Annotated in this window: 24 protein-coding genes; 17 read left to right on the top strand and 7 right to left on the bottom strand. The window is 40.5% G+C overall.

Annotated elements, in window-relative coordinates; genetic code table 11:
* Positions 1–159 precede the first annotated feature (159 nt).
* Both gldJ and mfd read right to left on the bottom strand, forming a co-directional pair.
* Positions 160–1,383: a gliding motility lipoprotein GldJ gene (gene gldJ / locus B2906_RS14250; RefSeq protein WP_091651916.1), complete on the bottom strand. Its 1,224-nt coding sequence runs from the start codon at positions 1,381–1,383 to the stop codon at positions 160–162.
* Positions 1,384–1,562: 179 nt separating this feature from the next.
* Complete coding sequence (mfd, locus tag B2906_RS14245) at positions 1,563–4,916, bottom strand: transcription-repair coupling factor (protein WP_286940649.1); 3,354 nt, start codon at positions 4,914–4,916, stop codon at positions 1,563–1,565.
* 117 nt (positions 4,917–5,033) lie between these two features.
* Between mfd and B2906_RS14240 the strand changes: the two genes are divergently transcribed.
* Positions 5,034–5,648, top strand: coding sequence for a cytochrome c oxidase subunit 3 (locus tag B2906_RS14240; protein WP_286940647.1), 615 nt, complete (start codon positions 5,034–5,036; stop codon positions 5,646–5,648).
* A 10-nt stretch (positions 5,649–5,658) separates the two neighbouring features.
* Positions 5,659–6,099: an SRPBCC family protein gene (locus tag B2906_RS14235; RefSeq protein ID WP_144603652.1), complete on the top strand. Its 441-nt coding sequence runs from the start codon at positions 5,659–5,661 to the stop codon at positions 6,097–6,099.
* Here the strand turns inward: B2906_RS14235 and B2906_RS14230 are convergent.
* Positions 6,096–6,566, bottom strand: coding sequence for a Fur family transcriptional regulator (locus tag B2906_RS14230; protein WP_091651908.1), 471 nt, complete (start codon positions 6,564–6,566; stop codon positions 6,096–6,098). The genes B2906_RS14235 and B2906_RS14230 overlap by 4 nt on opposite strands.
* A gap of 203 nt (positions 6,567–6,769) precedes the next feature.
* On the opposite strand from B2906_RS14230, the gene B2906_RS14225 reads away from it, so the two are divergent.
* The 4 genes from B2906_RS14225 to B2906_RS14210 all read left to right on the top strand — a co-directional run bounded on the left by B2906_RS14225 (position 6,770) and on the right by B2906_RS14210 (position 9,951).
* Positions 6,770–8,023 carry an aspartyl protease family protein gene (locus tag B2906_RS14225; RefSeq protein WP_286940671.1) on the top strand — a complete coding sequence of 418 codons (1,254 nt, stop codon included), beginning with the start codon at positions 6,770–6,772 and terminating at the stop codon, positions 8,021–8,023.
* Positions 8,024–8,135: 112 nt separating this feature from the next.
* Positions 8,136–8,726 (top strand): LemA family protein, encoded by a 591-nt coding sequence (locus B2906_RS14220; protein WP_219957508.1) that lies wholly within the window; start codon positions 8,136–8,138, stop codon positions 8,724–8,726.
* A 3-nt stretch (positions 8,727–8,729) separates the two neighbouring features.
* A complete protein-coding gene (locus B2906_RS14215) occupies positions 8,730–9,167 on the top strand; it encodes a TPM domain-containing protein (protein WP_144603659.1) in 438 nt (145 codons plus the stop codon).
* On the top strand, positions 9,145–9,951 hold the full coding sequence (locus B2906_RS14210; protein WP_219957509.1) for a TPM domain-containing protein: 807 nt from the start codon (positions 9,145–9,147) through the stop codon (positions 9,949–9,951). Before B2906_RS14215 ends, B2906_RS14210 begins: the two co-directional genes overlap by 23 nt.
* 74 nt (positions 9,952–10,025) lie before the next feature.
* On the opposite strand, the gene B2906_RS14205 is transcribed toward B2906_RS14210, so the two are convergent.
* Complete coding sequence (locus B2906_RS14205; RefSeq protein WP_091651899.1) at positions 10,026–10,448, bottom strand: nucleoside-diphosphate kinase; 423 nt, start codon at positions 10,446–10,448, stop codon at positions 10,026–10,028.
* 186 nt (positions 10,449–10,634) lie between these two features.
* On the opposite strand from B2906_RS14205, the gene B2906_RS14200 reads away from it, so the two are divergent.
* Genes B2906_RS14200 through B2906_RS14185 form a run of 4 tightly spaced genes read left to right on the top strand, consistent with a single transcriptional unit; the run spans position 10,635 to position 13,787 of the window.
* Complete coding sequence (locus tag B2906_RS14200) at positions 10,635–11,669, top strand: DHH family phosphoesterase (RefSeq protein WP_219957510.1); 1,035 nt, start codon at positions 10,635–10,637, stop codon at positions 11,667–11,669.
* Between the two features lie 39 nt (positions 11,670–11,708).
* Entirely contained in the window at positions 11,709–12,635 is a 927-nt protein-coding gene (locus B2906_RS14195; RefSeq protein WP_219957511.1) for an FKBP-type peptidyl-prolyl cis-trans isomerase, read from the top strand.
* A 31-nt stretch (positions 12,636–12,666) separates the two neighbouring features.
* Positions 12,667–13,230: an FKBP-type peptidyl-prolyl cis-trans isomerase gene (locus B2906_RS14190; protein WP_219957512.1), complete on the top strand. Its 564-nt coding sequence runs from the start codon at positions 12,667–12,669 to the stop codon at positions 13,228–13,230.
* On the top strand, positions 13,230–13,787 hold the full coding sequence (locus B2906_RS14185; RefSeq protein WP_286940638.1) for an FKBP-type peptidyl-prolyl cis-trans isomerase: 558 nt from the start codon (positions 13,230–13,232) through the stop codon (positions 13,785–13,787). Before B2906_RS14190 ends, B2906_RS14185 begins: the two co-directional genes overlap by 1 nt.
* A gap of 21 nt (positions 13,788–13,808) precedes the next feature.
* Here the strand turns inward: B2906_RS14185 and B2906_RS14180 are convergent, their stop codons facing one another.
* Positions 13,809–14,387: a methyltransferase family protein gene (locus B2906_RS14180; RefSeq protein WP_219957514.1), complete on the bottom strand. Its 579-nt coding sequence runs from the start codon at positions 14,385–14,387 to the stop codon at positions 13,809–13,811.
* Between the two features lie 32 nt (positions 14,388–14,419).
* Between B2906_RS14180 and B2906_RS14175 the strand changes: the two genes are divergently transcribed.
* Together B2906_RS14175 and deoC are read left to right on the top strand one after the other, a co-directional pair.
* A complete protein-coding gene (locus tag B2906_RS14175) occupies positions 14,420–15,628 on the top strand; it encodes an NAD(P)-dependent oxidoreductase (protein WP_219957515.1) in 1,209 nt (402 codons plus the stop codon).
* A complete protein-coding gene (deoC, locus tag B2906_RS14170) occupies positions 15,621–16,286 on the top strand; it encodes a deoxyribose-phosphate aldolase (protein ID WP_219957516.1) in 666 nt (221 codons plus the stop codon). The genes B2906_RS14175 and deoC overlap by 8 nt, the downstream gene beginning before the upstream one ends.
* Here deoC and B2906_RS14165 read toward each other — a convergent pair whose 3' ends face one another.
* A complete protein-coding gene (locus B2906_RS14165) occupies positions 16,287–17,396 on the bottom strand; it encodes a Na/Pi symporter (protein ID WP_219957517.1) in 1,110 nt (369 codons plus the stop codon). It lies immediately after the preceding gene.
* 239 nt (positions 17,397–17,635) lie between these two features.
* Here B2906_RS14165 and B2906_RS14160 point away from each other — a divergent pair, with 239 nt between their 5' ends.
* The 5 genes from B2906_RS14160 to B2906_RS14140 all read left to right on the top strand — a co-directional run bounded on the left by B2906_RS14160 (position 17,636) and on the right by B2906_RS14140 (position 24,135).
* On the top strand, positions 17,636–18,769 hold the full coding sequence (locus B2906_RS14160; RefSeq protein WP_144603684.1) for a hypothetical protein: 1,134 nt from the start codon (positions 17,636–17,638) through the stop codon (positions 18,767–18,769).
* A complete protein-coding gene (locus B2906_RS14155; RefSeq protein WP_144603686.1) occupies positions 18,769–19,212 on the top strand; it encodes a nucleoside deaminase in 444 nt (147 codons plus the stop codon). The genes B2906_RS14160 and B2906_RS14155 overlap by 1 nt, the downstream gene beginning before the upstream one ends.
* A gap of 104 nt (positions 19,213–19,316) precedes the next feature.
* Positions 19,317–19,925, top strand: a complete 609-nt coding sequence (locus B2906_RS14150; protein ID WP_144603689.1) for a superoxide dismutase — start codon at positions 19,317–19,319, stop codon at positions 19,923–19,925.
* Positions 19,926–20,129: 204 nt separating this feature from the next.
* Positions 20,130–22,562: an outer membrane beta-barrel protein gene (locus B2906_RS14145; protein ID WP_219957518.1), complete on the top strand. Its 2,433-nt coding sequence runs from the start codon at positions 20,130–20,132 to the stop codon at positions 22,560–22,562.
* Between the two features lie 250 nt (positions 22,563–22,812).
* Positions 22,813–24,135, top strand: coding sequence for a serine hydrolase domain-containing protein (locus B2906_RS14140; RefSeq protein ID WP_219957519.1), 1,323 nt, complete (start codon positions 22,813–22,815; stop codon positions 24,133–24,135).
* 101 nt (positions 24,136–24,236) lie between these two features.
* Here B2906_RS14140 and B2906_RS14135 read toward each other — a convergent pair whose 3' ends face one another.
* Positions 24,237–24,701 (bottom strand): MaoC family dehydratase, encoded by a 465-nt coding sequence (locus tag B2906_RS14135; protein ID WP_219957520.1) that lies wholly within the window; start codon positions 24,699–24,701, stop codon positions 24,237–24,239.
* Positions 24,702–24,860: the final 159 nt, after the last annotated feature.

Raw genomic sequence — 24,860 nt, 5'->3', positions numbered from 1 at the left:
CTAGGTCTTCGGGCGCCTGTACTGAACGAAGCCAAAGTATCCCATCGGTTAAGCAAAGAAAATACGGTAAAGCCCTGACTACGGATCATCAAATTAAATGCAGAAAAAAAAGCCCTGAATCTTTTGATTCAGGGCTTAAATTTTTATTTGGAATAAGGTTTATTTACCTCGCTCACCGATTGAAATCATTGCACATCTAAAGCCAATGTGGTTAGTGGCAGAGTCCTGATGCATAAATCTTCTTGTTCCTGGAGCTAGCCAATAAGTAACATCTCTCCAGCTTCCTCCTTTATAAACTCTCATTTCGTCAGTAATCATTGATACCTCATAATTAGATACGTCATCGCCGTATCCATCTTTTCTCAATGGGTTCAAATCATCTGCATCTTGGTAAGTCAATGGACGGTAAACATCATATACCCACTCGTTCATGTTTCCAGCCATGTGATACAAGCCAAAATCATTTGGAGCCATATCATACACGTTCGTTGGAAGGATCTCACCGTCATTTCTTTGGTTACCAGAGATACCTCCATAGTCACCACGACCTCTTTTGAAGTTTGCCAAGAAATCACCTTGCTTACCCTTACGCTTTACATTGTATGGGTTTCTTACCCCTCTTCCGTCCCAAGGATAAATTCTACCGTATTCTTGATTTTCGTCCAAATATTGCGTTCCAATCATGGCTTTTGCAGCATATTCCCACTCAGCCTCACTTGGTAGACGATAATCAGCCAAAGCAACTCCTCTTTCGATTAATTGAGTTTTGGTAAAAGTAGAGTCCAAGCCTCTTTCTTTTCTAACTAACTCTTGCACGTAGTCTGTTCTCCATTTAGCGTAGATGTTAGCCTGAGACCAAGAAACTCCCGCAACCGGGTAAAAATTGAAACCAGGGAATCTGAAATAGTAGGATTGGTACATGTCATTGAAAGACAAAGCTCCACCCCATACATCATCTTTAGGTTCTAACTTCTTCAATGAGTCAGCGCTTACTTTTTTCTTCATGTCGAAAAGGAACTCACGATAATCATTGTTTGTGATTTCGGTTTCGTCCATGTAGAAATTGGCAACCGTGACAGTTCTTTCCAAGTTGTCTCTGAAAGCCATCACATCCTCTTCTTGAGAACCTAATACGGCTCTACCTCCTTGAATGAATTTCAAGTTAGGTCCAGGGATTTGTTCGGCATTTCTGGCTACGAAAAAGTTGGTCGAATCTTGTTCATTAAATGAAAATTCCGCACCGGTTGTAGCACTTTTCTTTCCTGGCTTATTGGCAGTTCTTCTTCCATAGCCCGGAGTTTTGTTACAGGAAGAAAGAACAGAACCACCGACGATCATCAGTGCTGCTGCCCACATTCCCCATGATTTGTTACTGAAACGCATATATTCTAGGAGTTTAAATCTAGTTTAAGAGTGCTAATATATAGTCAATCCTAAGTACTTCCAATGATTTGAAAATTTGTTATTCTCTCAGTTTGAGCCAAAAAAGCCCGAAATCGGGAGAATCCTGCAAATTTCTTGTGCAAAACTGCAATATTTATGCCAGTTAAATTTTTTGAAAATCAGCTTGCTAGCATCTCTTTTAGCCATTTTTGTGCCATAGAAATGTCGGAAACATCCGATACAGTAAGAATCAAACGATTCTTGTGCTCCTTTATTTTAAAGTAACGTGAATTCAACTGAGCAAATTGCATAATTTGTTGAAAAACAGGGGATGAGTAGAAATCATCTCTGGAAGCCGGCAACAAATAGCATTTCATCTGCTTGTTTTTCAAGACCAACTTTTCTATGCCCAGTTTCTCTGCTTTCCATCTTAAGCGCACGGTTTCCATCAAGTCCACCACAGCTTCAGGAACAGGGCCAAATCTATCCTCCAGCATGGTCGCAAATTTGTTCAGCTCCTCTTCGTTTTTGATAGAGTCCAACTTGGAATAAAGCCCTAATCTTTCAGAAATATTGCTGACATATTCCTCAGGAATCAATAGCTCCAAATCGGTTTCTATTGTACAATCCTGCACTAATACCTTGACCTTTTCTTTAAGATCGGTTTCGAAAAGGGCTGCAAATTCATTTTCTTTCAATTCCTGAACTGCCTCATCAAGGATTTTATGATACATCTCAAAGCCTAAATCTGTAATAAATCCGCTTTGTTCCGCGCCAAGTAAATTTCCAGCGCCGCGAATATCCAAATCCTTCATGGCAACCTTGAAACCATCTCCCAGATCAGAAAACTCTTCCAAAGTTTGAAGTCTTTTTCTGGATTCTGGAGTCAAACCAGACATAGGTGGAGTCAAGAGATAACAGAAAGCTTTTTTATTGCTTCGGCCCACTCTTCCCCGCATCTGATGCAGATCACTCAATCCAAACATATGGGCCCGATTGATGATGATGGTATTTGCATTGGCAATATCCAAACCGGACTCAATGATATTGGTTGAAACCAGCACATCGTACTCATGATTGATGAAATCCACCATGACTTGTTCCAGTTTTTTGCCATCCATTTGACCATGTGCCCCAACCACACGGGCTTCTGGGACTAGTTTCATGATCAAATTTGCAATGCTATCTATCTCACCCACTCTATTGTGCACAAAAAACACCTGTCCACCTCTTCTTAATTCATAGGCTACCGCATCACGGATAACTTCTTCCTGAAAGGTTTGTACTTCGGTAGTAACAGGCTGCCTGTTAGGCGGAGGTGTAGCAATAACTGAAAGATCCCTTGCTCCCATTAATGAAAAGTGTAAAGTTCGGGGAATCGGGGTGGCAGTAAGCGTCAGCACATCCACATTGACCCGTAAGTTTTTGAGCTGATCCTTTACCTTAACACCGAATTTTTGCTCCTCATCAATGACCAGAAGCCCCAGATCTTTGAATTGAATATCCTTATTGACAATCTTATGGGTACCTACCAGGATGTCTATTTCCCCACTTTTTACCTTTTCTACAATTTCTTTGACTTGCTTGGTGGTGCGGAACCTATTGATAAAATCAACTTTGACAGGGAAATTTTCCAGACGCTCCTTGAAGGTCTGATAATGCTGCATAGCCAATATGGTGGTTGGAACTAGTACAGCTACCTGCTTTCGGTCATTTACAGCCTTGAAAGCTGCTCGAATAGCTACTTCAGTTTTCCCGAAGCCCACATCTCCACAAACCAATCTATCCATTGGATAGGATTTTTCCATATCTGACTTGACATCAGAGGTCGCCAATGCCTGATCTGGAGTGTCTTCATAAATAAACGAACTCTCCAATTCCACCTGCAAAACAGAATCTCTCGAAAAGGCAAAACCCGGAGCGCCACGTCTTTTAGCATAGAGCTCAATCAAATCCTTGGCAATGTCCTTGACCTGTTTTTTGGCTCGGGTCTTCTTATTTTCCCATTCCGGTGAACCCAACTTGGACATGGAAGGAGCTTGTCCTTCCTGTCCGGAATATTTGGAGATTTTATGAAGGGAGTGGATGTTGACATAAAGCAAGTCATCGTCCCTAAACACCAATCGAACGGCTTCCTGCATTTTGCCGCCTACTTCTACTTTTTCCAATCCGGCAAATCTTCCCACGCCATAATCCACGTGCACGATATAGTCACCAGGGTGTAGGGCCTTAAGTTCTTTAATTGTCAGGGCTTTGGATTTGCTCGCCTTTTTTCGGGACTTGTAACGGTGGAATCTTTCAAAAAGCTGATGATCAGTATAACAGACCAATTTGCTTTGCCTATCCTCAAACCCCTCTCTCAAACCCAAAAGCATGCTTTGCACATGGAGCGTCGGATCAAGCTCTTTGAAAATTCCGATTAAGCGGTCAATCTGCTTCTCATTTTCAGCAGTAATGATATTTGAGAAACCCTTTTTCTCATTTTCAGCCAAGCTGGCCACCAGCAGGTCAAAGTTTTTATTGAAAGAGGGTTGGGGCTGAGAATCCCATGTAATGGATTCACTTCCTTTCAAATAAAACTGCCTTCCAAATTCAACTCTGCTAAACTGGGTGGATTGTTCTTTGAAATCCTTTCCGGTTTCAAATAAATCTTCTGGCTTTAAAAGGGTTTTGGTTTGATTGGTTTTGGCAAGAATGGAATCAAAGGCATGCTCTGCTTTATGAAAACACTCCGTCATCACATCTATGGTCAGTTGATAATCCTTGATCCATAGCTTGGTTTGTTCTGGTAAAAAGCCCAGGAATGACTGTCTGACTTCCTGTAATAGCTTGGTTTGGGTATTGGGGATGAGAGAAATTTGCTCCACCTCAGCGATGGATAGCTGAGATTCTGCGTCAAAGGTCCTGATACTTTCTATTTCCTTCCCAAATAATTCTAAACGGTAGGGATGCTCATTTGAGAAAGAAAAAACATCTAAAATTCCCCCTCTAATCGCGAATTGACCGGGCTCGTAAACGAAATCTGTACGCTCAAAATCATAGCTCGCAAGCAATTCTGACACAAATTCCATATCCACTTGCTCTCCAACCTTGGCAGTGAAAGTGTTTTCTTGGAGGGACCTTTTATTGATCACCCTTTCGTAGAGGGCCTCGGGGTAGGAGATGATTATTTTTGAACCCTCTTTGGCATCCAGAACCTGGTTTAGAATTTCAGAGCGAAGCAATACATTGGCATTGTCCACTTCCTCGTACTGATAAGGCTTTTTGAAGCTGGAGGGAAAAATCATATGCTCTTCAGTAGCCAATAAGCTCTGAAGATCAGAATTAAGGTAAGCTGCTTCCTCCTTATCCTGAGCAATAATCAGATGAAAGCCACCGTTTTTTTGGAAAAAGGTGGCAAACAAGACCATATCAAGACTTCCCGAAAGACCTTTGATTTGGAAATCGGTCTTTCCTTCCTGAAGGATTTTTTCGGAAAAGGTCTGAAAAAAAGGGTCCGATTGATAGATGGATAGGAATGCCTGTCGGTCCAAGAGGTAAGCTGGTTTAAGTTTGGGAGCGCAATTTAGGGCTTTTCGCGTTTTTGAGTCTTATCGAAGAGAGATTCGATAAAATTGTGAACCTAAGGCCTGATAAATTGTTTTGCCAACGTGAGCAATGTAAACGAACCGAAAACCTGGTTTCAAAAACTGGAGAGCCTTCACCCCTATGAAACTTTACTGTATCTGGGGATGATTGGGAGTGGGCTAATTTTCCTATTTATGGTGGCAGCTTTTTTATTCTCGGGCTTGGATCAGCTGGAAAGAATGAATCAGAGAATACCTATTTCATTCATGATTTCTACCTTTTTGCTGGTAATTAGTGGATACACGGCTACCCGGATGAGAATATTTTACCAAGAAGAAAGAACCGAAAAGGTCCTTCAGTCTTTGAGGAATACACTCTTTTTGGGTTTGGTTTTTACGAGTTTACAATTTACCGGATGGCTGGAGCTACAAGCCATGGGAATCAACTTCAAAGGAATTCCCAGCGGAAGTTTTCTTTACGTGCTTTCTGGGATTCATATTTTCCACCTTTTAGGAGCTATGATTTTTGCCGTGATACTTTGGGTTCAGCTTCAAAAGAATCAGGAGGATAGTATCAAGCATCTGATTTTGTTGACTAATCCTTATGAAAAAATGCGAATTCGACTTTTTACTGTCTATTGGCAGTTTATGGATGCAATTTGGCTTATCTTATTCATGCTATTTGTTCTGAGCTTTTAAAAAGAAAATCATGAAACTTACCATAGAGTCTCCTGTACAGCAGGATTATTTATCAGTTAAAGAAGGTTTCAATGAAGCCCTTTTTAAGCGACTGAGTCCTCCTTTTCCTCCGGTCAAACTCATAAGATTTGACGGTTCCAAAAAGGGAGATATGGTTTCTTTAGAGTTGAATTTTATCTTTTTCAAGCAAAAGTGGACCAGTGAAATTACCGAGGATCAAACTAATGAAGAGGAATTCTATTTCATTGACCGGGGAGTTGTATTGCCCTTTTTTCTCAAAAAATGGACTCACAAGCACCGAATCATCAAAAAGGGCGAAGGCAGTATTATCCGGGATGAAATAGAATATGAAGGGCCCAACAAGCTCCTTACATTCTTGCTATACCCTGCGATGTTGGGTCAGTTTTTTTACAGAAAACCCATTTATAAAAAGGTGTTTAGCAGAAGTTAAATCTTTGGGAGATTTTCACAGTTTTCAATCCTGCAGTCCCCATAAAGAACCAAGGAATGAGAAGTGATTGAGGAGCCAAACTCATTTCCGATTAATTCTTTGATCTCATTGATTTTTGGATCGGAGAACTCTCGGATTTTTCTGCACTGATTGCATACGTGATGATCGTGATGCTTGTAAGTTAAGGCCTGTTCGTATAGCGCAACTTTATCTTTGAACTGATGCTTCACTGCCAAGCCACTTTCTACCAGCAAGTCTAGGGTATTGTAAATTGTTGCACGGCTGATTGTATATCCTTTATTTCTCATACTTAGAAATAAGCCTTCCACGTCCATATGTTCGTCTTCTGGAAGAGAGTATAATTCATCTATCACTGAAAAACGCTCCGGAGTTTTCCTGCTCCCTTGTTTAATCAGGAAGTTTTCAAAGATTTTTTTCGCTTTCTCGATCAGTGCCTTGTCTGCCATTTCCAATATTTTGTAAAAATAAAGATGGAGTATTATCCAATTTTTGGCAACAATACAGGATTTGTGGGTGCTAATTTGGGATCAGTCTAATTAAGAATTATTTCCATTGATTGAACAAACATCCCGCATAAAATGGTTAGTGAAATAAGAGTAAGGTTGTTGAAAAAACCTTAACTTAAACCAATCACCCGATTGTGGATCGAATGATAAAAAAGACCCTGCTGATTATATTCTTTCTTGGGCTAACTCTTATTTATACCCAAGCTCAAGTGCCTGGTTTCTTCATGAAAGAGGACAAGAGAAGAGTCATTCTTCCATTTTATGCCTCAAATTCTTTGATCATCGTTCCGGTCTCTATCAATGGAGCCTATCCCGTAAACTTCCTGATCGATACTGGTGTGAGGTCCAATATTTTATTTAGTAAAGATTTGGGGGATGCGATGGGTCTGGAATATACTCGCAGGCTCAACTTGATGGGGGCTGACGGTTCGGAAGAAATAATGGCATCGGTATCTCCTGTCAATCATATTGATTTAGGCCCGATAGAAGGTTTAGCTCAAAGCTTATTGGTTTTGGAAGAGGATTTTTTGGAATTGGAGTCGGTGGTAGGAATACCAATTTATGGTATCATTGGCTATGAGTTTTTCAAATTTAATCCTGTCAAGATCAATTATGATGATGAAAGAATAGAGTTTTTTAGGACCGATGCTATGAAATGGAGACCCCCTTTCTATAAAAAAATGCCATTGGAAATAGATCAAAACAAGCCCTATATCCGTGCTAAAATAAAGCAGAAAAACGGGAAAGTATTGGAATCAAAATTCTTGATAGATACCGGAGCCAATCATGGGCTGCTTCTCAATCGGGAAACATCCGAGAAAATAGAATTGCCTGAAGATAACCTGGAAGCAGAATTGGGCCAAAGCTTGGGAGGCTTGCTTTATGGATACATAGGACGAGTGGATTGGTTGAAAATCCAAAGCTTGAAGCAAAAGGAGGTCTTGACTTCCTACCCGGATGAGACAGCCTTCAGCTATATCATCAAGGAATCCGGAAGAATGGGAAGTCTTGGATCAGAGGTTTTGGGCAGAACAAGGTTGATTTTGGACTATCCAAGGAAGCGTGCCATGATGAAAAAAGGAGATAACTTCTATGCACCTTATGAATACGATATGAGTGGCCTCAATGTTAAAAAGATTCCTACAGACGATAAGCGATTTTACATTGGTCAGGTTCGTGAAGGTTCTCCGGCAGATGTGGCCGGAATTGAGGCTTTTGATGAAATTTTGAGTATTAATAAAATTCCAACCTTGATTTGGGAGCTTTCGGATGTGATCAAATTGTTTCGCTCTAGGGAAGGGAAAGTCATAGAAATCGAGGTGAGAAGGTTTTTCGATGAAGAATTGACCCGATATGAAGACTTTACTTATAAAATCAGGCTGGAAAAGCAGATCTAGCCTATTACTCTCTCCTTTTGAAATTTGGCTATTTTTGGGAAAAACATCCTCTGGGAAACTTATTTTAAGGTAATTTCGTCAATAGTTCAGTTTTATAACCCTAATGCAAAAAATGAAAAAGCTATTAATTCCAATTTTGATTCTGGCAGTTGTTGGTATTTTTATTTATACCAAAGCTGTTGGCACTTACAATACTTTTGTTCAGGCCGAGGAGCAAGTCAGTGGTCAATGGGCTGAGGTGGAGACTCAATACCAGAGGAGAGCAGACTTGATCCCTAACTTGGTCAACACCGTGAAAGGGTATGCTGATTTTGAGCAGGAAACCCTAACTGGCGTCATCGAAGCAAGATCTAAAGCTACTTCTATCAATGTGGATGCTAACAATCTTTCTCCTGAAAATCTCCAGCAATTCCAGCAAGCCCAAGAGCAGCTTTCCGGTGCTTTAAGCAGACTTTTGGTCACTGTGGAGCGTTATCCTGACCTGAAGGCCAACCAAAACTTCCTGGATTTGCAGGCACAGTTGGAAGGAACTGAAAATCGGATAGCTGTGGCTAGAAGAAACTTCAATCAAGAAGTGGTTGCTTACAATACCACCTTAAGAACGTTCCCGAACAACCTCTTTGCAGGTTGGTATGGATTTGAAACCAAAGGGAAGTTTGAAGCAGTAGCCGGAGCAGAAAATGCACCTACTGTAGAATTCTAAATTATGGCTGAAAAATTATTCACTTCGGCAGAGAAGAAGCAGATCGTGTCAGCAATCCAAACTGCCGAAGTTACCACTTCCGGAGAGATTCAGGTTCATATCGAAAATCACTGTAGGATAGATGTGTTGGACCGAGCGGCTGAGGTATTTGAAACCCTGAAAATGTATCAAACCAAAGACAGAAACGGAGTTTTATTTTATTTGGCTGTCAAAGATCATAAGTTTGCCATTTTGGGAGACGCAGGAATCAATGCAGTTGTGCCCAAAAATTTCTGGGAAGACATCAAAAACCACATGGCCGATTTGTTTAAAAAAGGTCAATTCACTCAAGGTCTGATTGATGGAATCCATCAAGCCGGCGAAGCTCTTGCCGAGCATTTCCCATACCAAGGGGATTCAGACGAAAACGAACTACCCGATGAGATTTCATTTGGATCTTAAATCCATAACGCTGTTTTTATTTCTTTTTTCTTTGGTAAGTCTAGTGGGATTTGCTCAGGATTTCCCTCCTGTTCCGAATCCTCCCAGACTGGTGAATGATTTTACCCAGACATTATCTCAGGACGAAGTGGCAAGGCTGGAGCGCAAACTTGTAGCCTATAACGATAGCACATCCACTCAGATAGCCATTGTCATGATTCGCTCTATTGGGCAGTATGATATATCTGATTACGCCTTTCAACTTGGTGATCAATGGGGAATCGGAGGGAAAGTGGACAATGGAGTTCTGATTTTGGCGGCGATGAACGACCGAAAAGTCTTTATCGCCACAGGATACGGAATGGAAGGAGTGGTTCCTGATGCTTTGGCAAACCGCATTGTCGATAATTTGATCGTCCCCAACTTCAAGATGGAGTCATATTATCAAGGCTTGGATCAGGCCACGGATATGATTATCAAGCTTGCTTCAGGTGAATATAAAGCCGAGGAGGTGATCTCAAATGGCAATCATGGTGGAGCCATATTTATCTTCTTGCTATTTATTTTCCTCTTTGTGATTTTACCTCTTTTGAAAAACCGGAATGACAATGACAACCACATGGGAGGAAGAGGTGGAGGAATTGATCTCCTGACTACCATTATGCTGGCCAATTTGCTGAAAGGCGGAGGAGGAAAGTTTGGAGACTTCTCCAAAGGTGGAGGAAGCTTTGGTGGAGGAGGTGGCGGCTTCGGCGGTTTCGGAGGCGGGAGCTTCGGAGGCGGAGGAGCCGGTGGAAGCTGGTAAAGCCCTTCTTAGAAAAAAAAATTAATACAAAAAAAGCGCCATCTGGCGCTTTTTTTATGATTCTTGCTCTCGGATTAAAGTACTCTTTCCAATTGAGAGAAGTAGAAGTTACCTTCAATTGCAGCGTTTTCATCAGAGTCAGATCCGTGAACTGCATTGGCTTCGATAGACTTAGCGAAGATTTTACGGATAGTACCTTCAGCCGCATTTGCTGGGTTGGTAGCACCGATCAAATTTCTGAAATCTTCTACTGCATTGTCTTTTTCCAAGATAGCAGCGATAATAGGTCCAGAAGACATATATGCGCAAAGATCCTTGTAGAAAGGTCTTTCTTTGTGAACCTCATAAAATTTACCTGCCAATTCAGGAGTCAATCGGGTAGCTTTCATTGCCACGATTTTAAAACCTGCTTCTTCGATCATCTTTAGGATTGCTCCAGAGTTACCAGCCTCGAATGCATCAGGCTTGATCATGGTGAATGTTCTGTTTCCTGCCATGTGTTTTGAGTTTACATTGGTTTAATTCGGCCGCAAAAATAGGGGAATAGAATTCAGAATCCGAGAAATTCCAAGGAATAATCCTCTATTTCGTTCATTTTCAATAAAATGACTAAGTTGGGAATTGTCAAAAAAATCCTGACCTTTGCGGACTACTAGTGCCTAAGTGCCGTTGAACCTATATAAATGGAAGCATTAGCCTCGTTTAAAAAAGAAATATCTTCACCCAAAAAAATATTCATCACCACTCACGTCAAACCGGATGCGGATGCGCTGGGTTCCTCCTTGGGATTAGCCAACTATCTGCTGAAGAAAGGACATGAGGTAACTGTGGTGACTCCGACAGATTATCCCTCTTTCCTGAATTGGATGGAAGGGAACGATTTAGTCTTGGACTTTAGTAGGGAAGATCATCAGAAGTCAGCAACCAAAGCTTTGAATGAAGCGGATGTCGTTTTCTGTCTGGATTTTTCTGTGCTCAACAGAGTCAATGAATTGGGTGAAATGATCCGTCAGTCGGATGCATTTATTGTCAATATTGATCACCATCAGGATCCGGAGGACTTCGCTGACTTCAAATATTGGAGTACTGAAGCTGCTGCGACCTGCGAGTTGGTTTATGAGCTGATCGTAGAATTAGGCGATAAGGAGCTGATTGACAAGGATATTGCAGCATCCCTTTATGCTGGCATCATGACGGATACGGGTGGTTTTCGCCATCCCAATACTACTAAAAATGTTCACTTGGTCGTTGCCGAATTGATTGATTTAGGGGCCAACCCTTCTCAGATTGCCAATTGGATTTATGATTCCAATTCCGTCAATCGTCTGAAGTTTATCGGTTTTGCGATTAGCCGAAGACTGGTAGTGAGAGAGGATATCCATACTGCCTACTTTGCAATCAGCAAAAAAGATCTTAAAAAATATCAAAGCCGGACCGGAGATACAGAAGGATTGGTCAATTATGCCTTATCTTTGGACGGAATCAAGTTAGCCGCATTGTTTTCAGAGAGAGATGACGGAATAAAAATTTCATTCAGATCCTCAAGTGAAGTAGCGGTTAATAAATTTGCTGCGTCTTACTTCAACGGAGGTGGACACAAAAATGCAGCAGGAGGTAAATCCGAAAGAAACCTGAAGGAGACCATAGAGAAATTTGAAAATCTAGTGGAAGAGCATCAGGATGAGCTTTTTGATCAAGAGCCTGTTTCCAGCAATTGATTTCAGCAACCTTAAAAATAGAATAACCACCTAATCTTTATGAAAAATAAATCTAGCCTTTTGGCAGTTTTGGTCCTTTTGACAGGATCACTTGTTCTTTCTTCTTGTAAAAAAACTAAAGTAACCGAGAAGGATGGAATCGAATATACTTATATCAAAGAAGGAAGTGAGAAGCCAGCAAACGGTGACTTCCTGATGTACCATTTGGAAATTATGAATTCCAAAGATTCTGTGATCTACACTACCATTGATCAACCGGTACCTGGCTACTTGATGGCAAATGATTCCATGCCTACTAATAATGGGATGGATGAAATTTTTATGTCTTTGAGAAAAGGAGATAGCATTCACTTTGAATCTACCGCTAAAACCATTTTCGGAGATAACTATCCTCCATTCTTGGAAGAAAATGAAACTGTGAAAATCAGATTGGGAGCTTTTGATATTATGTCAGAGCAGGCTTTGATGGATTTCTTCACAAAAGCGAATGAGGCAGAAGCTGCCAAAAGAGCTGAGCGGGCAAAAGTATTGATCGTGGAAGAAGGAAAAACCATTGAAGAGTACGCTAAAGAAAACGGTTTGGATGTGCAGAAGACTGAAAACGGTTTGTATTATGTGATTCAAGAAGAAGGAACAGGCGAAGCTATCACTCCAGGAACTACCATGTATGTGAACTATGCAGGTTACCTAATCGACGGAACTCTTTTCGATACTTCTTATGAGCAGCTTGCCAAAGACAACAACATGTATAATCCACAGCGTCCATATGAGCCACTTCCGGTAAATGTTGGAATGGGTCAGGTAATTCCAGGCTGGGATGAAGGTTTGATGTTGTTGAAAAAAGGATCTAAGGCTAAATTCTTGATTCCTTCTCCTCTAGCTTATGGAGAAAACGGAGCGGGAGCATTGATAGGTCCAAACTCCATTTTGGTTTTCGACGTTGAAGTGACAGACGTTCAAAAATAAGTAACCTAGATTTCAATTCATTTCAAAAACTATGAAACTCAGATTAACTTCCTTATTGCTAATTCTTGCTAGTGGTTTTGCTATGATGGCTTGTATTGATCCGGATTCGACCTATCAAGCTATACTAGAAAGGGACAAAAAGGCAATTGAGGAATATCTGGCAGCTAATCCGTTGACAGGTCCCAAGGATTTTGTAGATGAGTTGACTGGTTTTACAGTGATTTGGCAACAGCTTTCCAATAGTGGTAGAATGGTGGCTCCAGGTGATACCGTTCGTGTTAATTACACAGGAAAATTCCTAAACAATAAGGTTTTTGATACCACTATTGAAACTGTAGCGAGAGCAAATAATATATATACTGAGAATAGGCAATACGGACCCATCAGGTATGTGCAGGGTGGCGGGATTAGAATAAGACAACTTATCGAAGGCTTCGAGACAGCGGTAGCAATCATGGAAGTTGGAGATAAAGCTACTGTCTTAATGCCATCTGCCTTTGCATATGGACCTGAAGGAAGAGATAATATTCCTCCTAATACTCCCTTAATTTTTGAAATCGAGTTCGTTGAATTAAAGAAAGGACCACAGAACTAATGATAAAGCGTAATTCAATTCTTTTTTCTCTTCTCTTTGCAATGATGCTAATGTACGGTTGTGAACCAACCAATCCATTTGCAACAGGCCCTCTTTATGATTCGGAGGCCAATTTGGCAATTGATAGAGTGAAAATAGATGAGTATCTGAAAACTGCCGAAATTGACAGTGTCAGAAGAATACATGATCCAAGTGGGGTTATTATAATCGTACAGGAAGAAGGAGTTGGTTCAAGGCCTACAGGAGGAACAATAGTATATACAGACTACACAGGTTCCTTAATCAGTGATGGATCTGTATTTGATACTACCAGTGAGCAGGTAGCTAGGGATAACGATATCTATGTTGAGACAGCGACATATGAAATTCTTAAATTCACTTTGGGAACTGGGCAGGTTATTCAAGGTTGGGATATTGGGTATAGGAGGCTGAGACCGGGGTCTAAAGCGGTGTTAATAATTCCTTCACCTTATGCTTATCGAAACCAAAAGATCAATGAAAGAATACCCGAGAATTCCATCTTACGATTTGATATAGATTTCAGAGGAATAGATTAAATAAAAAGGGCTTCGGCCCTTTTATTTTTTGAGCTTAGGGAATAAAGCAGGGACATTTTTTTGATACGTCTCGTAAGTTTTGCCGAAGGTTTGTAGCAGTTTTTTCTCTTCAAAATAAATCCCAAAGGGAAGGTAGATGAGTACGCAAATCAAATGAATGAGGGAACTCATGGAACTTGCCACAAAAAAGTAACCCAGAAATATCAAAATTATGCCCAGATAAAGAGGATGCCTCACTCGAGCATACCATCCTGATTGGATGAGTTCTTTCGTGTTAGATTCTTCTTTAATGCCTATAAATTCTTTCCAAGACCATGCTTTGCTACTTTTTACCAGAATAATAGTCCCAAAAGTCGCGGCCATGTATCCAAAGTAGCTTGAAATATCCGAACCCGGCAGAATTTTTTTAGTGGGGATTTGAATGGAAACATAGCCTATTCCGATTAAAAGCAGTAATGAGAATAAAGAATAAAAAAGGCGGTACCATTTATAGGCTGAACCTAATTTCTCCTTCAGAATTCTTTTTAACTTGGAGGCAGCGAAAACGCTGTGAGTTGTGTAAAATATAGCCCAACTCAAAGCTAGTATCCAATAGTCCATTCTAAGTATTACCCGGTAGAAGAAGAATTTTTATGAAAATCGGAATAATCCGCGAAGGAAAAAATCCACCAGACAAAAGAAGTCCTTTTACGCCAGAGCAAATCCAGAGTTTGAGTGAAAAATATTCAGACCAATTTTCCTTTTATGTAGAATCCAGCCCTGTCAGATGTTTTTCAGACGAGGAATTTAAGCAAAAAGGAATTAGCGTAGTGGAAGATTTATCTGCATGTGATGTGCTCTTTGGAGTCAAAGAGGTTCCTGTGGATAAATTAATTCCGGATAAGACCTATTTTTTCTTTTCTCATACAATCAAAAGACAAAGTTATAACCGTGGCTTGCTACAAGCTGTCTTGGAGAAAAATATCCGCTTGATTGACTATGAGGTTTTAAAAGATCAGGAAGGAAATAGGGTAGTTGCTTTTGGACGATGGGCAGGCGTGGTAGGAGCTTATAATGCTTTTTGGACCTATGGGAAAAAGACCGCACTATTTGACCTAAAACGTGCGCATGAATGTTTTGACTTGGCAGATATGAAGGCCGAATTGAAGAAAGTTCAGCTTCCACCAGTTAAAATCATTTTAACGGGAGCGGGTAGAGTCGGGAAAGGAGCCAAAGAGATCTTGGAAGCAATGGGAATCAAGGAGGTGAGCAAAGAGGACTTTTTGCATCAGTATTTTGAAGAGGCTGTGTTTGTTCAGTTACGATCAGAAGATTACAATAGGCGAAAAACAGATGGAGGATATGATAGGGAAGAATTCTATTCCAATCCTGAGCGCTACGAAAGCCATTTTCTCAAATATGCTGAAGAAGGTGAAATGTTGATTGCAGCAGCTTATTGGGATCCTGAAGCACCAAGGCTTTTCAAATTAGAGGATATCAATTCGGATGATTTCGCCCTTTCAGTAATCGCTGATGTCACCTGCGATATAGATGGCTCTGTCCCTACTACTCGGAGAGCTTCTACCATTCTTTCTCCTGTATATGATATAGACAGGGAGACTGGTCAGGAGATTGAAGCCTTTGGAAAGCAGAGAAGCATTTCTGTGATGGCCATTGATAATCTTCCCTGCGAAATTCCGAGAGAGGCAAGTCAGGATTTTGGCAATCAGTTGATCAAGTGGGTCATTCCTGCATTATTGGATGAGCCAGCTCCGATATTAGAAAAAGCTACCCTTGCCAGAGATGGAGATCTCACTTTAGAATTTATGCATTTAAGAGACTTTGTTTATCCCCATGAATAAATTAAACCGCTATTTGGAATCAACCCTTCTTAAACCTACCATGACCGGAAAAGAGGTTGACCTTCTTGTTCAGGATGCTATCGAGGAGCAATTTGTAGGAGTTTGTGTGCCTCCTTTTTGGGTAAAAAAGGTCAGTAGAGAACTGGAGAAGGAGGATATTCAAACTGTCACTGTCATTGGTTTTCCTTTTGGGTTTCAGGATACTGCCAGTAAAGTTGCTGAGACCAAAGAAGCAATCAAGCAGGGAGCTGATGAGTTGGATTTGGTTTGGTCTCAAACAGCCTACCATTCAGGAATGAATTGGCCGAAGATTGAGATTGCCCAAATAGCTAAAATCTGCCATGAAGAGGAGCGAATCCTGAAAGTAATTATAGAAACGGCTTATCTCAATGCGGATCAAATACAGGAGGCTTGTCTTATTTGTCAGGATGCAGGAGCAGATTTTGTCAAGACATCAACAGGCTATGCATCCAGTGGTGCCAAAGTGGAGGATATTCAATTGATGCGTCAAACCCTTTCTTCCCAAACAGGAATCAAAGCCAGTGGAGGAATCAAAACACTGGAGTTTGCAAAGGAATTGATAGCGGCTGGTGCAGACAGGATTGGAACTAGCTCAGCAAAAGCTTTGATGGATGCTTGGAAAGCCTCCCAGAGCTAATTATTCGGTGCTGAAATAAATCAGCAAGAATGGGATAATAAAAAAGGTCAAAAGGATATAGGCAAATCCAAGAAATCTGGATTTGACTGATTTTTTGCCCATATACAAAGCCAACCTGACCGGAAGAATTCTGAATTGAGGGAAGGACAGGATAATAATCGCCCCAAATGTATTGAATAGGAAATGCACAATGGCCAGGGCAATGGCAGCCTCACTCTTATAAATTGCTGCTAAAGCAGCGGTAATGGTAGTTCCGATATTAGCCCCGACTACAAAAGGGAATACTTTTTTAAGAGAAACTTTTCGAGTGGCAACCAGAGGTACAACCAAGGAAGTTGTCACAGTACTGGACTGGACTGCTGCAGTGAAGAAAAGTCCATAAGTGAAAGCTAAGCCAGTTTTTTTGAAGATCATATTGCTGATGTCCCGGAAGCTATCTACGACGAAGGCCTTATAAACTGAGGTCGCCAAAACTTTTATGGCTGCAAAAACCAGAAATACCGCCAGTATCGTGGTCAGGAAAGGAATATTAATCGTATCACTTACCCATTGCGTCAGGGGTCGAGTGAAGACTTTATTGTATATCAAAGGGCCAGTGAAGTTTTCGTCAGATCCGAAAAAATTAGCAAAATAAACAGCCAGGTTAGTCAAAAGTCCAAAATATAACTCTAGAGGTAATAGGACCAGTACCGTGAAAATATTGAAGATATCGTGGATAATACCTGCAGATAAGGCTCTTTTGAACTCTTTCTTTTTCATCACATAGGAAAAAGAAACCAACGTACTGGTAAGTGTAGTACCTATGTTAGCTCCCATGACCATAGGGACTGCTTGTTCCAGGCCTAAATTTCCGGCAGCTACTACCGCCACGATACTGGCAGTCACAGTGGAACTACTTTGAATCAAAGCGGTCATTAAAAGGCCTATGAATAGACTGACGAAAGGGTTGCGGGTTGCTAAAAATAAATCCTCTGCGACAGAATTATTGAGATGACTCATGGATACAGTCAGCAGATCAATCGCAAAAATGAACAGGAAAAGCGCCAAAAGCATGAGCACATAGCTTTTGGTTTTGTTTGGTTTAGAAGATTCTAGGTCCCAGCTTTCCATTTGGAATGAAATAAGTCAGATTTCAGTATTTTGCAATCGAAATGAAATTTAGCTGGAAAGGTAATTCCGCCGAGGTTCCGAATTTTCATTCAATTTCTGAGCAAAAATTGGTATTTTTTTACGAAATACAAGTCATAAACTGCCTTAAAGAGAAGATATTGGAAGGAGTTAACAATTTCTTAATACGTAAGGCTGAATAACTTCTGTAATTTTGTCCCGTTGCTTACCCGCCTCCAACCATGGCCAAGAAAAATATAGACCAAAACATCAATCAGGAGAAATTATCCAAAACGGCATATTCTCTTTTTGACTTCACCAAAAAGGAAAAGCCTTTCCTGATTGTGATTTGTATTTTAGTTTCAGTTGCTGCAATTATCACGCCTTACACCTACGCAGCTATGTGGTTTGGATTTGCTTTGGCGGCTTATTCTGCCATAGCCAATGACAGTATACAGACCATCGGTACTTTCATCGCCTCCAATCAGAATAGGAAGTGGTATTGGCTGTGGTTATTTATGGGCTTGATATTCGTGGGTACTGTTACCTATAGCTGGTTGACATTGGACGGAGATGTGAGTTATCAGCGATTGACGACCAAGGGACTGGAAAAGGCCCCTGAAAGTTTTGTATTTTTACAACTTGCGGCTCCGATTGTGCTTTTAATTATGACCAGGATGAGAATGCCTGTGTCTACGACTTTTCTTTTGTTGAATGTATTCACCTACAAAGCGGGTACAATCCTGGACGTAATGTTCAAAAGTTTTGTAGGATATATCCTTGCTTTTGCCATAGCCATGGTCGTATGGTTTGCGCTGGAAAGGTTTGTGAAAAATTACCTGAAAGGCCAAGCTAAACCTTACTGGATGGTCTTACAGTGGATCACTTCTGGTACATTATGGTCTGTATGGATCATGCAGGATGCAGCCAATATTGCGGTATTCTTACCTAGGCAGCTTGGCTTAACCGAGTTTTTGGTTTACACAGGTTTTGTTTTTGTAGGACTAGGATTCCTCTTCTATCTGAAAGGGGATAAAATCCAGGGGATTGTCAATGAAAAGTCCAATGTGACTGATGTCCGTGCAGCTACTATTGTTGATTTTGTTTACGCGATTATCCTTTTCTATTTCAAAATTTACAGCAGTGTACCTATGAGTACCACTTGGGTATTTATCGGGCTTTTGGGAGGTAGAGAGTTGGCTATCGCCATAGGGAAACATGGAAAGGCAAAGAAAAAAGATGCTTGGAGGTACAGAGCATTCAAGCTGGCAAGAAATGACGTATTCAAAGCTAGTATTGGTCTTTTAGTATCCTTGATATTAGCTGTCATCATCAATGAAGGAGTAAGAAATGAGATTCTGGATTACTTTAGGTAATGGAGCTCTTCTCTGACGAATACTATATGAATGAAGCCTTAAAGCAGGCACAAATTGCTTTTGAAGAAGGAGAAATCCCTGTTGGCGCTGTCATCGTATCCAAAAACAGAATTATAGCTAGAGCTTACAATCAAACTGAAAAGCTCAATGATGTCACCGCCCATGCGGAGATGATAGCCATTACCTCCGCAGCTAATTACTTGGGGGCAAAGTATCTTCCGGAGTGCAAGCTTTACGTGACCCTCGAACCCTGCACCATGTGTGGAGGGGCACTTTTTTGGTCCCAAATAGGGAAGGTTTTTTATGGAGCGGAGGATCCTAAGAGAGGTTTTCGGGAAACTAATGCTGGGATTTTACATCCAAAAACAGAGCTTCAAGGAGGCTTATTAGCTCAAGAATCAGAAAAATTGTTGCTTGATTTTTTCAAAAAGCTAAGAAATTAAAAGGAAATCATACTTTTCAGAACCTTTTCTTTCCTGACTTGGTTTTCAACACAGATTCTTTAAAGGATTTTAAATCAAAGTTTAACCAAAAAATTTTATAAAAAATGGCTTTTGAACTCCCATCATTACCTTATGCTTTTAATGCGCTCGAGCCACATATCGATGCTCGTACCATGGAAATTCACCATGGAAAACACCACAACGGTTATGTTACAAATCTGAACAATGCCGTGGCTGGTACTGATTTAGAAGGAAAATCTTTGGAAGAGCTAATGGCAGTAGCCGGCTCCAATGTTGCTGTAAGAAACAACGGCGGTGGTCACTTTAACCATAGCTTGTTCTGGTCAATTCTTTCCCCTAACGGTGGCGGTGAAGCAAGTGGAGAAGTAGGGAATGCAATCAATGCTAAGTTTGGAAATTTTGATTCTTTCAAGGAAGTATTCAACAAAGCGGCGGCTACAAGATTTGGCTCAGGTTGGGCTTGGTTAGTAGTGACAGCAGCCGGAAAATTAGAAGTTACTTCCTCCCCTAATCAGGATAACCCTTTGATGGATGTAGCAGAAATTAAAGGAACACCAATTTTAGGGCTAGATGTGTGGGAGCATGCATACTATCTTAACTATCAAAACAGAAGACCTGACTACGTTTCGGCGTTCTGGAATGTGATCAACTGGGAAGAAGTAAATAAGCGTTATTTAGCTGCTTTGAAATAAGCTGTTAGAAGAGTAAACACAAGCCCTGAGGGAAATCTCAGCGCTTTTTTTGTCCGTTAGCTGACGAAATACTGTACGCTTCTGAACGCAGAAGATATTTTGATTTTCAATAAAATGCCCTTTAAAGCTATTTTAAGCTTATTTTCTATTCATGGCATTTCATTTTCAATAGTAGGCAGGAATAACATTCAATCTTATTTGAAAATGAAAACTGCCAACTATTTATTTTTGACCCTATTTGTTTACCTATTAGGGCTTAGTAATCTCGCCGCAAAAGAGGTGAGCCGGATCTCCGGAAAAATTTTAGATCAAAAAGGTGCTCCTGTAGCCTATGCCAACGTAGCCTTGATAGCTGTGGAAGGCAATGGATTGATTGACGGAGCAGTTTCAGATGAAGACGGATCATTTATCATCGAGTCCGTTAAATCTGCGAAAGTTTCTCTAGTGGTCTCTTCCATAGGCTTCAATACCTACACTTCTGAACCTTTTGAATTGACTCCGGGACTTATAAAGGATATGGGAACTGTCAACATTCAGGATGAAATGACTGGCCTGGATGAGGTAACAGTTAAATCCACACGTCCTGAAATCATCATCGAACCTGATAAGACGGTGGTCAATGTAGAAGGCACTGTCATGGCCGAAGGATCCAATGCATTAGATGTCATAGGAAGATCCCCGGGAGTCTATGTAGATCAGGATGGAATCATCAATTTGAATGGTCGTTCTGGTGTAGTAGTCATGATCAATGATAGACAAACGTATATGTCTGCCACGGATTTAGCTAACTTCCTTAGATCTATGCCTGCAGATAATATCAAAAGCCTTGAGGTAATTAATAACCCTTCTGCAAGATTTGATGCGGAAGGTGCTGCGGGAGTGATCAACATCAAACTGAAGCGTAATACTGTTGATGGAGTTTTTGGAAATGTGCAGTTAGGCGGGCAATACAATGGACTTTGGGCTCCTATAGGAGGAGTGGCTTTGAATGTGAAAAAAGGGAAATGGACAACCAATGCCAATTTCAATCATAATCAATATGCCATTTTCAATGATTTGGACATCAATAGAAACTTTACGCTGCCTGAAGGAATATCTAATTTCAATCAAACTTCCAGAATTACCCAGCGTGATAAAAACTGGTTCTTCAACGGTGCCGCAAACTACGAGATCAATGAAAATCAAAACTTGGGATTGAATATTCAGGCATCCACTTCCAATGATGTCAATACCTCTACCTCCCTGACCAATATTACTAATCCAGGTACGGATATCATTGACTATTTGGACAGTAGAAATGATGCGAATGGACATAGCGATAGAATCTTTGCCAATCTCCACTATGATGCGAAGTTGGATACCTTGGGTACTAAAATCAGCTCTGATATAGACTTTACCAGAATGAATGCCAACAGTGAGTCCTTATTAGGAAACACTTATTGGTCTGGAGAAGATCAAGGATCAGGTATGAGAAATCAAATTCTGACTTTGAATGAAATGTATTACAATATTTTCACGGCAAAAGTGGATTTTGTAAAGCCTTTGAAAAATGGAAACACCTTTGAAACAGGCTTGAAAGGTTCTTGGGTAAATTCAGATAATGATTTGGACTTGCAAAGAGCAAACGAAGATGGTCCATTCCAGCCTGACCCAAGTAGCAACCGTTTTATCTACAATGAAAACGTGTTGGCAGCTTATGCTTCTTACAAAGGGAAGTTTTCCGAAAAAGTCAGCTATCAGGCTGGATTGAGAGGGGAATATTCTGATATCAGAGGAAACTCAGTTACCCTAGGTCAAATTAATGAGCAAAACTACTTCAATTTATTCCCTAGTGTATTTGTACAGCATAAAGTAAGCGACAACTATCAGATCATTTACAATGCAAATAGAAGGATTACCCGTCCGAATTACCGATTGTTGAATCCCTTTATTTATTACATAGACCCTTTGACTTCAGAGCAGGGAAATCCAGGTTTGAAGCCTCAGTATTCCAACAATTTTGAAATGAACCACGTGGTAAAAGGAGCGTACCAATTTACCTTGGGGTATAGCGAGACGGAGGATGCATTTATGCAGGTATTTATGCAAGATCAGGAAAGTCGAACTACCACTACTTTCACTGACAACTTTGACAAGACGCGAAACGCAAACTTCAGAGCTATCGTTCCGGTTCAAATCAAAGAATGGTGGAGCACATCCAATATGCTTCAGGTAAATTATAATCGCTTCAAATCTCAGATAGGAGATGACTTCTTGGATCAGGATCAGACTTCCTTTATGATGAGAACTCAGCACAATATGACCTTGCCAGCCGGATTCAAATTGGAATTGATCGGTATGTATATTGGACCTCAAATCTGGGGACAGGGTACCATAGACGGATTTGGCTGGGTTGAGGCAGGAGTGACCAAGTCTTTGATGAAGGATAAACTGACGCTGGCTGTGAATGGAACTGACTTGTTTAGGACTCAGGTGATCCGTGCGAATGTGAATTTTGCAGATATTGATACCAGCTTCAGACAATACAGAAGTAATCAGGGGGTCAGATTTACCCTGAGATGGAGATTTGCTCAAGGAGAAAGTTTCCGGGTGAATTCCAGTACAGGTAGTACAGGAGAGCGTAACCGTTTGAATTAATGTCAATCCCTTCCCGTATTGGGGAGGGATTTTTATTGATATTTATTATGAAAAGCCCGTAAGGAAAAATCTCGCACAACTTGTCCCTAACTTGATTCGGGAGGGGGATGATTATCCTTGGCATTCCATCTGGCCACTGAAAAACAATTTATAAACAGATGAAATCGAGCATGACGAAAACTTCACACACTGAGATGATTATCCACCATGCGAAGATTCCATGTGACCTATAAAAATCAATTATAAACACATGAAAAGAACATTCTTATTTGCCTTAGCTGTAGGCTTGACTTTATTCTACCCTGGATTAACAAAGGCCCAGGATTTTTCTAAAGCTGATCAGGTTTTTGATTCTTTGGATTTCCATGACAAATACATGGGAACTGTCATGATTGCGAAAAATGGGGAAAAGGTTTACAGTCGATCCATAGGATTTGCTGATTTCGAAAAAGGACAAAAGCTAAATGAAAACACCAAGTTCAGGATTGGCTCAATATCCAAAATATTCACTTCTGTTTTGATCATGAAGGCAGTAGAGGAAGGTAAGCTTCAATTGGATCAAAAGCTTTCGGATTTCTATTCCCAGATTCCCAATGCAGATAAAATTACTGTGGACATGCTTCTGAATCATAGAAGTGGCATTCATAATTTTACTGATGATGAAAACTATTTGGGCTACAGTACCGAGCCAAAATCTGAAGAGGAAATGATTGCTATTATCCAAAAAGGAGGAAGTGATTTTGAACCCAATTCCAAAGCATCATATAGCAACTCAAATTATATCTTGTTGACCTTTATTTTGGAAAAAACATATGAAAGTAGCTATGGCGAATTGTTGGCAAAAAAGGTAAGTCAACCTCTAGGTTTAGAGAATACGGAGGTATTTGAATCCGTTTATGTCAGTCAAAATGAAGCGAAATCCTATGCTTATAACGGAACGTGGAAAGTTGAAAATGAGACTCATCCGAGCATTCCTTTGGGAGCAGGCGCTATTTCCTCCACTGTGAGTGACTTGATCGTTTTCATCCAAGGGCTATTTGATGGAAAATTGATTTCAGAAAGTAGCTTGGCTAAAATGATGGAAATCAAAGAAGGGTATGGTAGAGGAATGTTTACCTTCCCGTATTTCGATAAAAAAGCTTATGGCCATACTGGCGGAATAGACGGTTTCCGCTCCTTGTTGGGTTATTTTCCGGACGATCAGGTAGCAATTGTGACCCTTTCCAACGGATTAAACTGGAATGCAAATGAGGTTACCCTTACCTTACTGAATGCGAACTATGGAAATGAGGTAAAAATTCCATCTTTTCAGACTTACGCTCTTAATCCTTCTGACTTGGACTTATATGTAGGTGAATACGTGACTACTCAAATTCCTATCAATTTTACTTTTGTCAAAGATGGCGACACCCTAGTCGCAAAGCCAAGCGGTCAGCCTGATACCAGATTGGAACCCATCGGCAAGCATCAATTCGAATTTTCAGCTGTAGGAGCAGTATTTATCTTTGATCCCGAAAAGGGGGAACTTACCTTCAAACAAGGAGGAGGAACCTTTAGCTATAAAAAGAAATAAGTTAAAAAGCCGGATTAATCCGGCTTTCTTATTTCTAAACTAAGGTGGTCCAATTCAATTGGAATCTGAGCACATTTTTAGAGTTTTTGGGGGTTTTCTATTTAATTAAAGTGATATAAGAAAATCAACACGCCGGTGAATGCAGGTTTTTTCTGATCTTTAATTTCAAGTTTTACTTCCACTTCTGCTTTGACAGTTCCTCGGAGGTTGGCTACGTTTTTCAAGTTGGCAATCAACCTTACTTCGCTGTCAACTGTTACGGCTTGTGCAAATCTCAGGGACTCGATACCGTAATTAATCATCATTTTGAGATTTTCCACCTTTACTATTTGTTCCCATAGATGGGGAACTATGCTCAGCGTCAGATAGCCATGAGCGATGGTGTTACCGAAAGCTCCTTCCACTTTGGCTCTTTCAGGATCAGTGTGAATCCACTGATGATCGTGCGTAGCATCTGCAAATAGATTGATTTGGTTTTGGGTGATTTTGAAATAGTCCGAAGTTCCGATTTCCTTTCCGTTGTACTGTTCGAAATCTTCAAAGCTTCTAATAATTACAGGGTTCATACTGGTGGTTTCTATTTTAAGCTTCAAATAGCTTAGATATTTTATGAAATCCAAGTAAAAATATATCTCGGGATGCACTCAAAAGTGGATGAAATGCAAGTTTTATAGTCTGAAAAAAATTTCGTTTGAAAATTTTAAATCTCTCTTGATTTTGAAAAT

This window comes from Algoriphagus sp. UBA3586, assembly GCF_002376385.1.
Classification (GTDB): Bacteria; Bacteroidota; Bacteroidia; order Cytophagales; family Cyclobacteriaceae; genus Algoriphagus; species Algoriphagus ornithinivorans.
This window is presented reverse-complemented; position numbering and strand designations above follow the sequence as displayed.

What these genes read in the sequence shown, in the direction of transcription:
- deoC (WP_219957516.1), top strand. Translation starts at nt 15,621, where the DNA reads ATGAATAAATTAAACCGCTATTTGGAATCAACCCTTCTTAAACCTACC.
- B2906_RS14165 (WP_219957517.1), bottom strand. Translation starts at nt 17,396, where the DNA reads ATGGAAAGCTGGGACCTAGAATCTTCTAAACCAAACAAAACCAAAAGC.
- B2906_RS14180 (WP_219957514.1), bottom strand. Translation starts at nt 14,387, where the DNA reads ATGGACTATTGGATACTAGCTTTGAGTTGGGCTATATTTTACACAACT.
- B2906_RS14210 (WP_219957509.1), top strand. Translation starts at nt 9,145, where the DNA reads ATGAGATTTCATTTGGATCTTAAATCCATAACGCTGTTTTTATTTCTT.
- B2906_RS14155 (WP_144603686.1), top strand. Translation starts at nt 18,769, where the DNA reads ATGGAGCTCTTCTCTGACGAATACTATATGAATGAAGCCTTAAAGCAG.
- B2906_RS14150 (WP_144603689.1), top strand. Translation starts at nt 19,317, where the DNA reads ATGGCTTTTGAACTCCCATCATTACCTTATGCTTTTAATGCGCTCGAG.
- B2906_RS14230 (WP_091651908.1), bottom strand. Translation starts at nt 6,566, where the DNA reads ATGGCAGACAAGGCACTGATCGAGAAAGCGAAAAAAATCTTTGAAAAC.
- B2906_RS14135 (WP_219957520.1), bottom strand. Translation starts at nt 24,701, where the DNA reads ATGAACCCTGTAATTATTAGAAGCTTTGAAGATTTCGAACAGTACAAC.
- B2906_RS14225 (WP_286940671.1), top strand. Translation starts at nt 6,770, where the DNA reads ATGATAAAAAAGACCCTGCTGATTATATTCTTTCTTGGGCTAACTCTT.
- B2906_RS14160 (WP_144603684.1), top strand. Translation starts at nt 17,636, where the DNA reads ATGGCCAAGAAAAATATAGACCAAAACATCAATCAGGAGAAATTATCC.
- gldJ (WP_091651916.1), bottom strand. Translation starts at nt 1,383, where the DNA reads ATGCGTTTCAGTAACAAATCATGGGGAATGTGGGCAGCAGCACTGATG.
- B2906_RS14140 (WP_219957519.1), top strand. Translation starts at nt 22,813, where the DNA reads ATGAAAAGAACATTCTTATTTGCCTTAGCTGTAGGCTTGACTTTATTC.
- B2906_RS14215 (WP_144603659.1), top strand. Translation starts at nt 8,730, where the DNA reads ATGGCTGAAAAATTATTCACTTCGGCAGAGAAGAAGCAGATCGTGTCA.
- B2906_RS14220 (WP_219957508.1), top strand. Translation starts at nt 8,136, where the DNA reads ATGAAAAAGCTATTAATTCCAATTTTGATTCTGGCAGTTGTTGGTATT.
- B2906_RS14235 (WP_144603652.1), top strand. Translation starts at nt 5,659, where the DNA reads ATGAAACTTACCATAGAGTCTCCTGTACAGCAGGATTATTTATCAGTT.
- B2906_RS14175 (WP_219957515.1), top strand. Translation starts at nt 14,420, where the DNA reads ATGAAAATCGGAATAATCCGCGAAGGAAAAAATCCACCAGACAAAAGA.
- B2906_RS14205 (WP_091651899.1), bottom strand. Translation starts at nt 10,448, where the DNA reads ATGGCAGGAAACAGAACATTCACCATGATCAAGCCTGATGCATTCGAG.
- B2906_RS14185 (WP_286940638.1), top strand. Translation starts at nt 13,230, where the DNA reads ATGATAAAGCGTAATTCAATTCTTTTTTCTCTTCTCTTTGCAATGATG.
- B2906_RS14200 (WP_219957510.1), top strand. Translation starts at nt 10,635, where the DNA reads ATGGAAGCATTAGCCTCGTTTAAAAAAGAAATATCTTCACCCAAAAAA.
- B2906_RS14195 (WP_219957511.1), top strand. Translation starts at nt 11,709, where the DNA reads ATGAAAAATAAATCTAGCCTTTTGGCAGTTTTGGTCCTTTTGACAGGA.
- B2906_RS14145 (WP_219957518.1), top strand. Translation starts at nt 20,130, where the DNA reads ATGAAAACTGCCAACTATTTATTTTTGACCCTATTTGTTTACCTATTA.
- B2906_RS14190 (WP_219957512.1), top strand. Translation starts at nt 12,667, where the DNA reads ATGAAACTCAGATTAACTTCCTTATTGCTAATTCTTGCTAGTGGTTTT.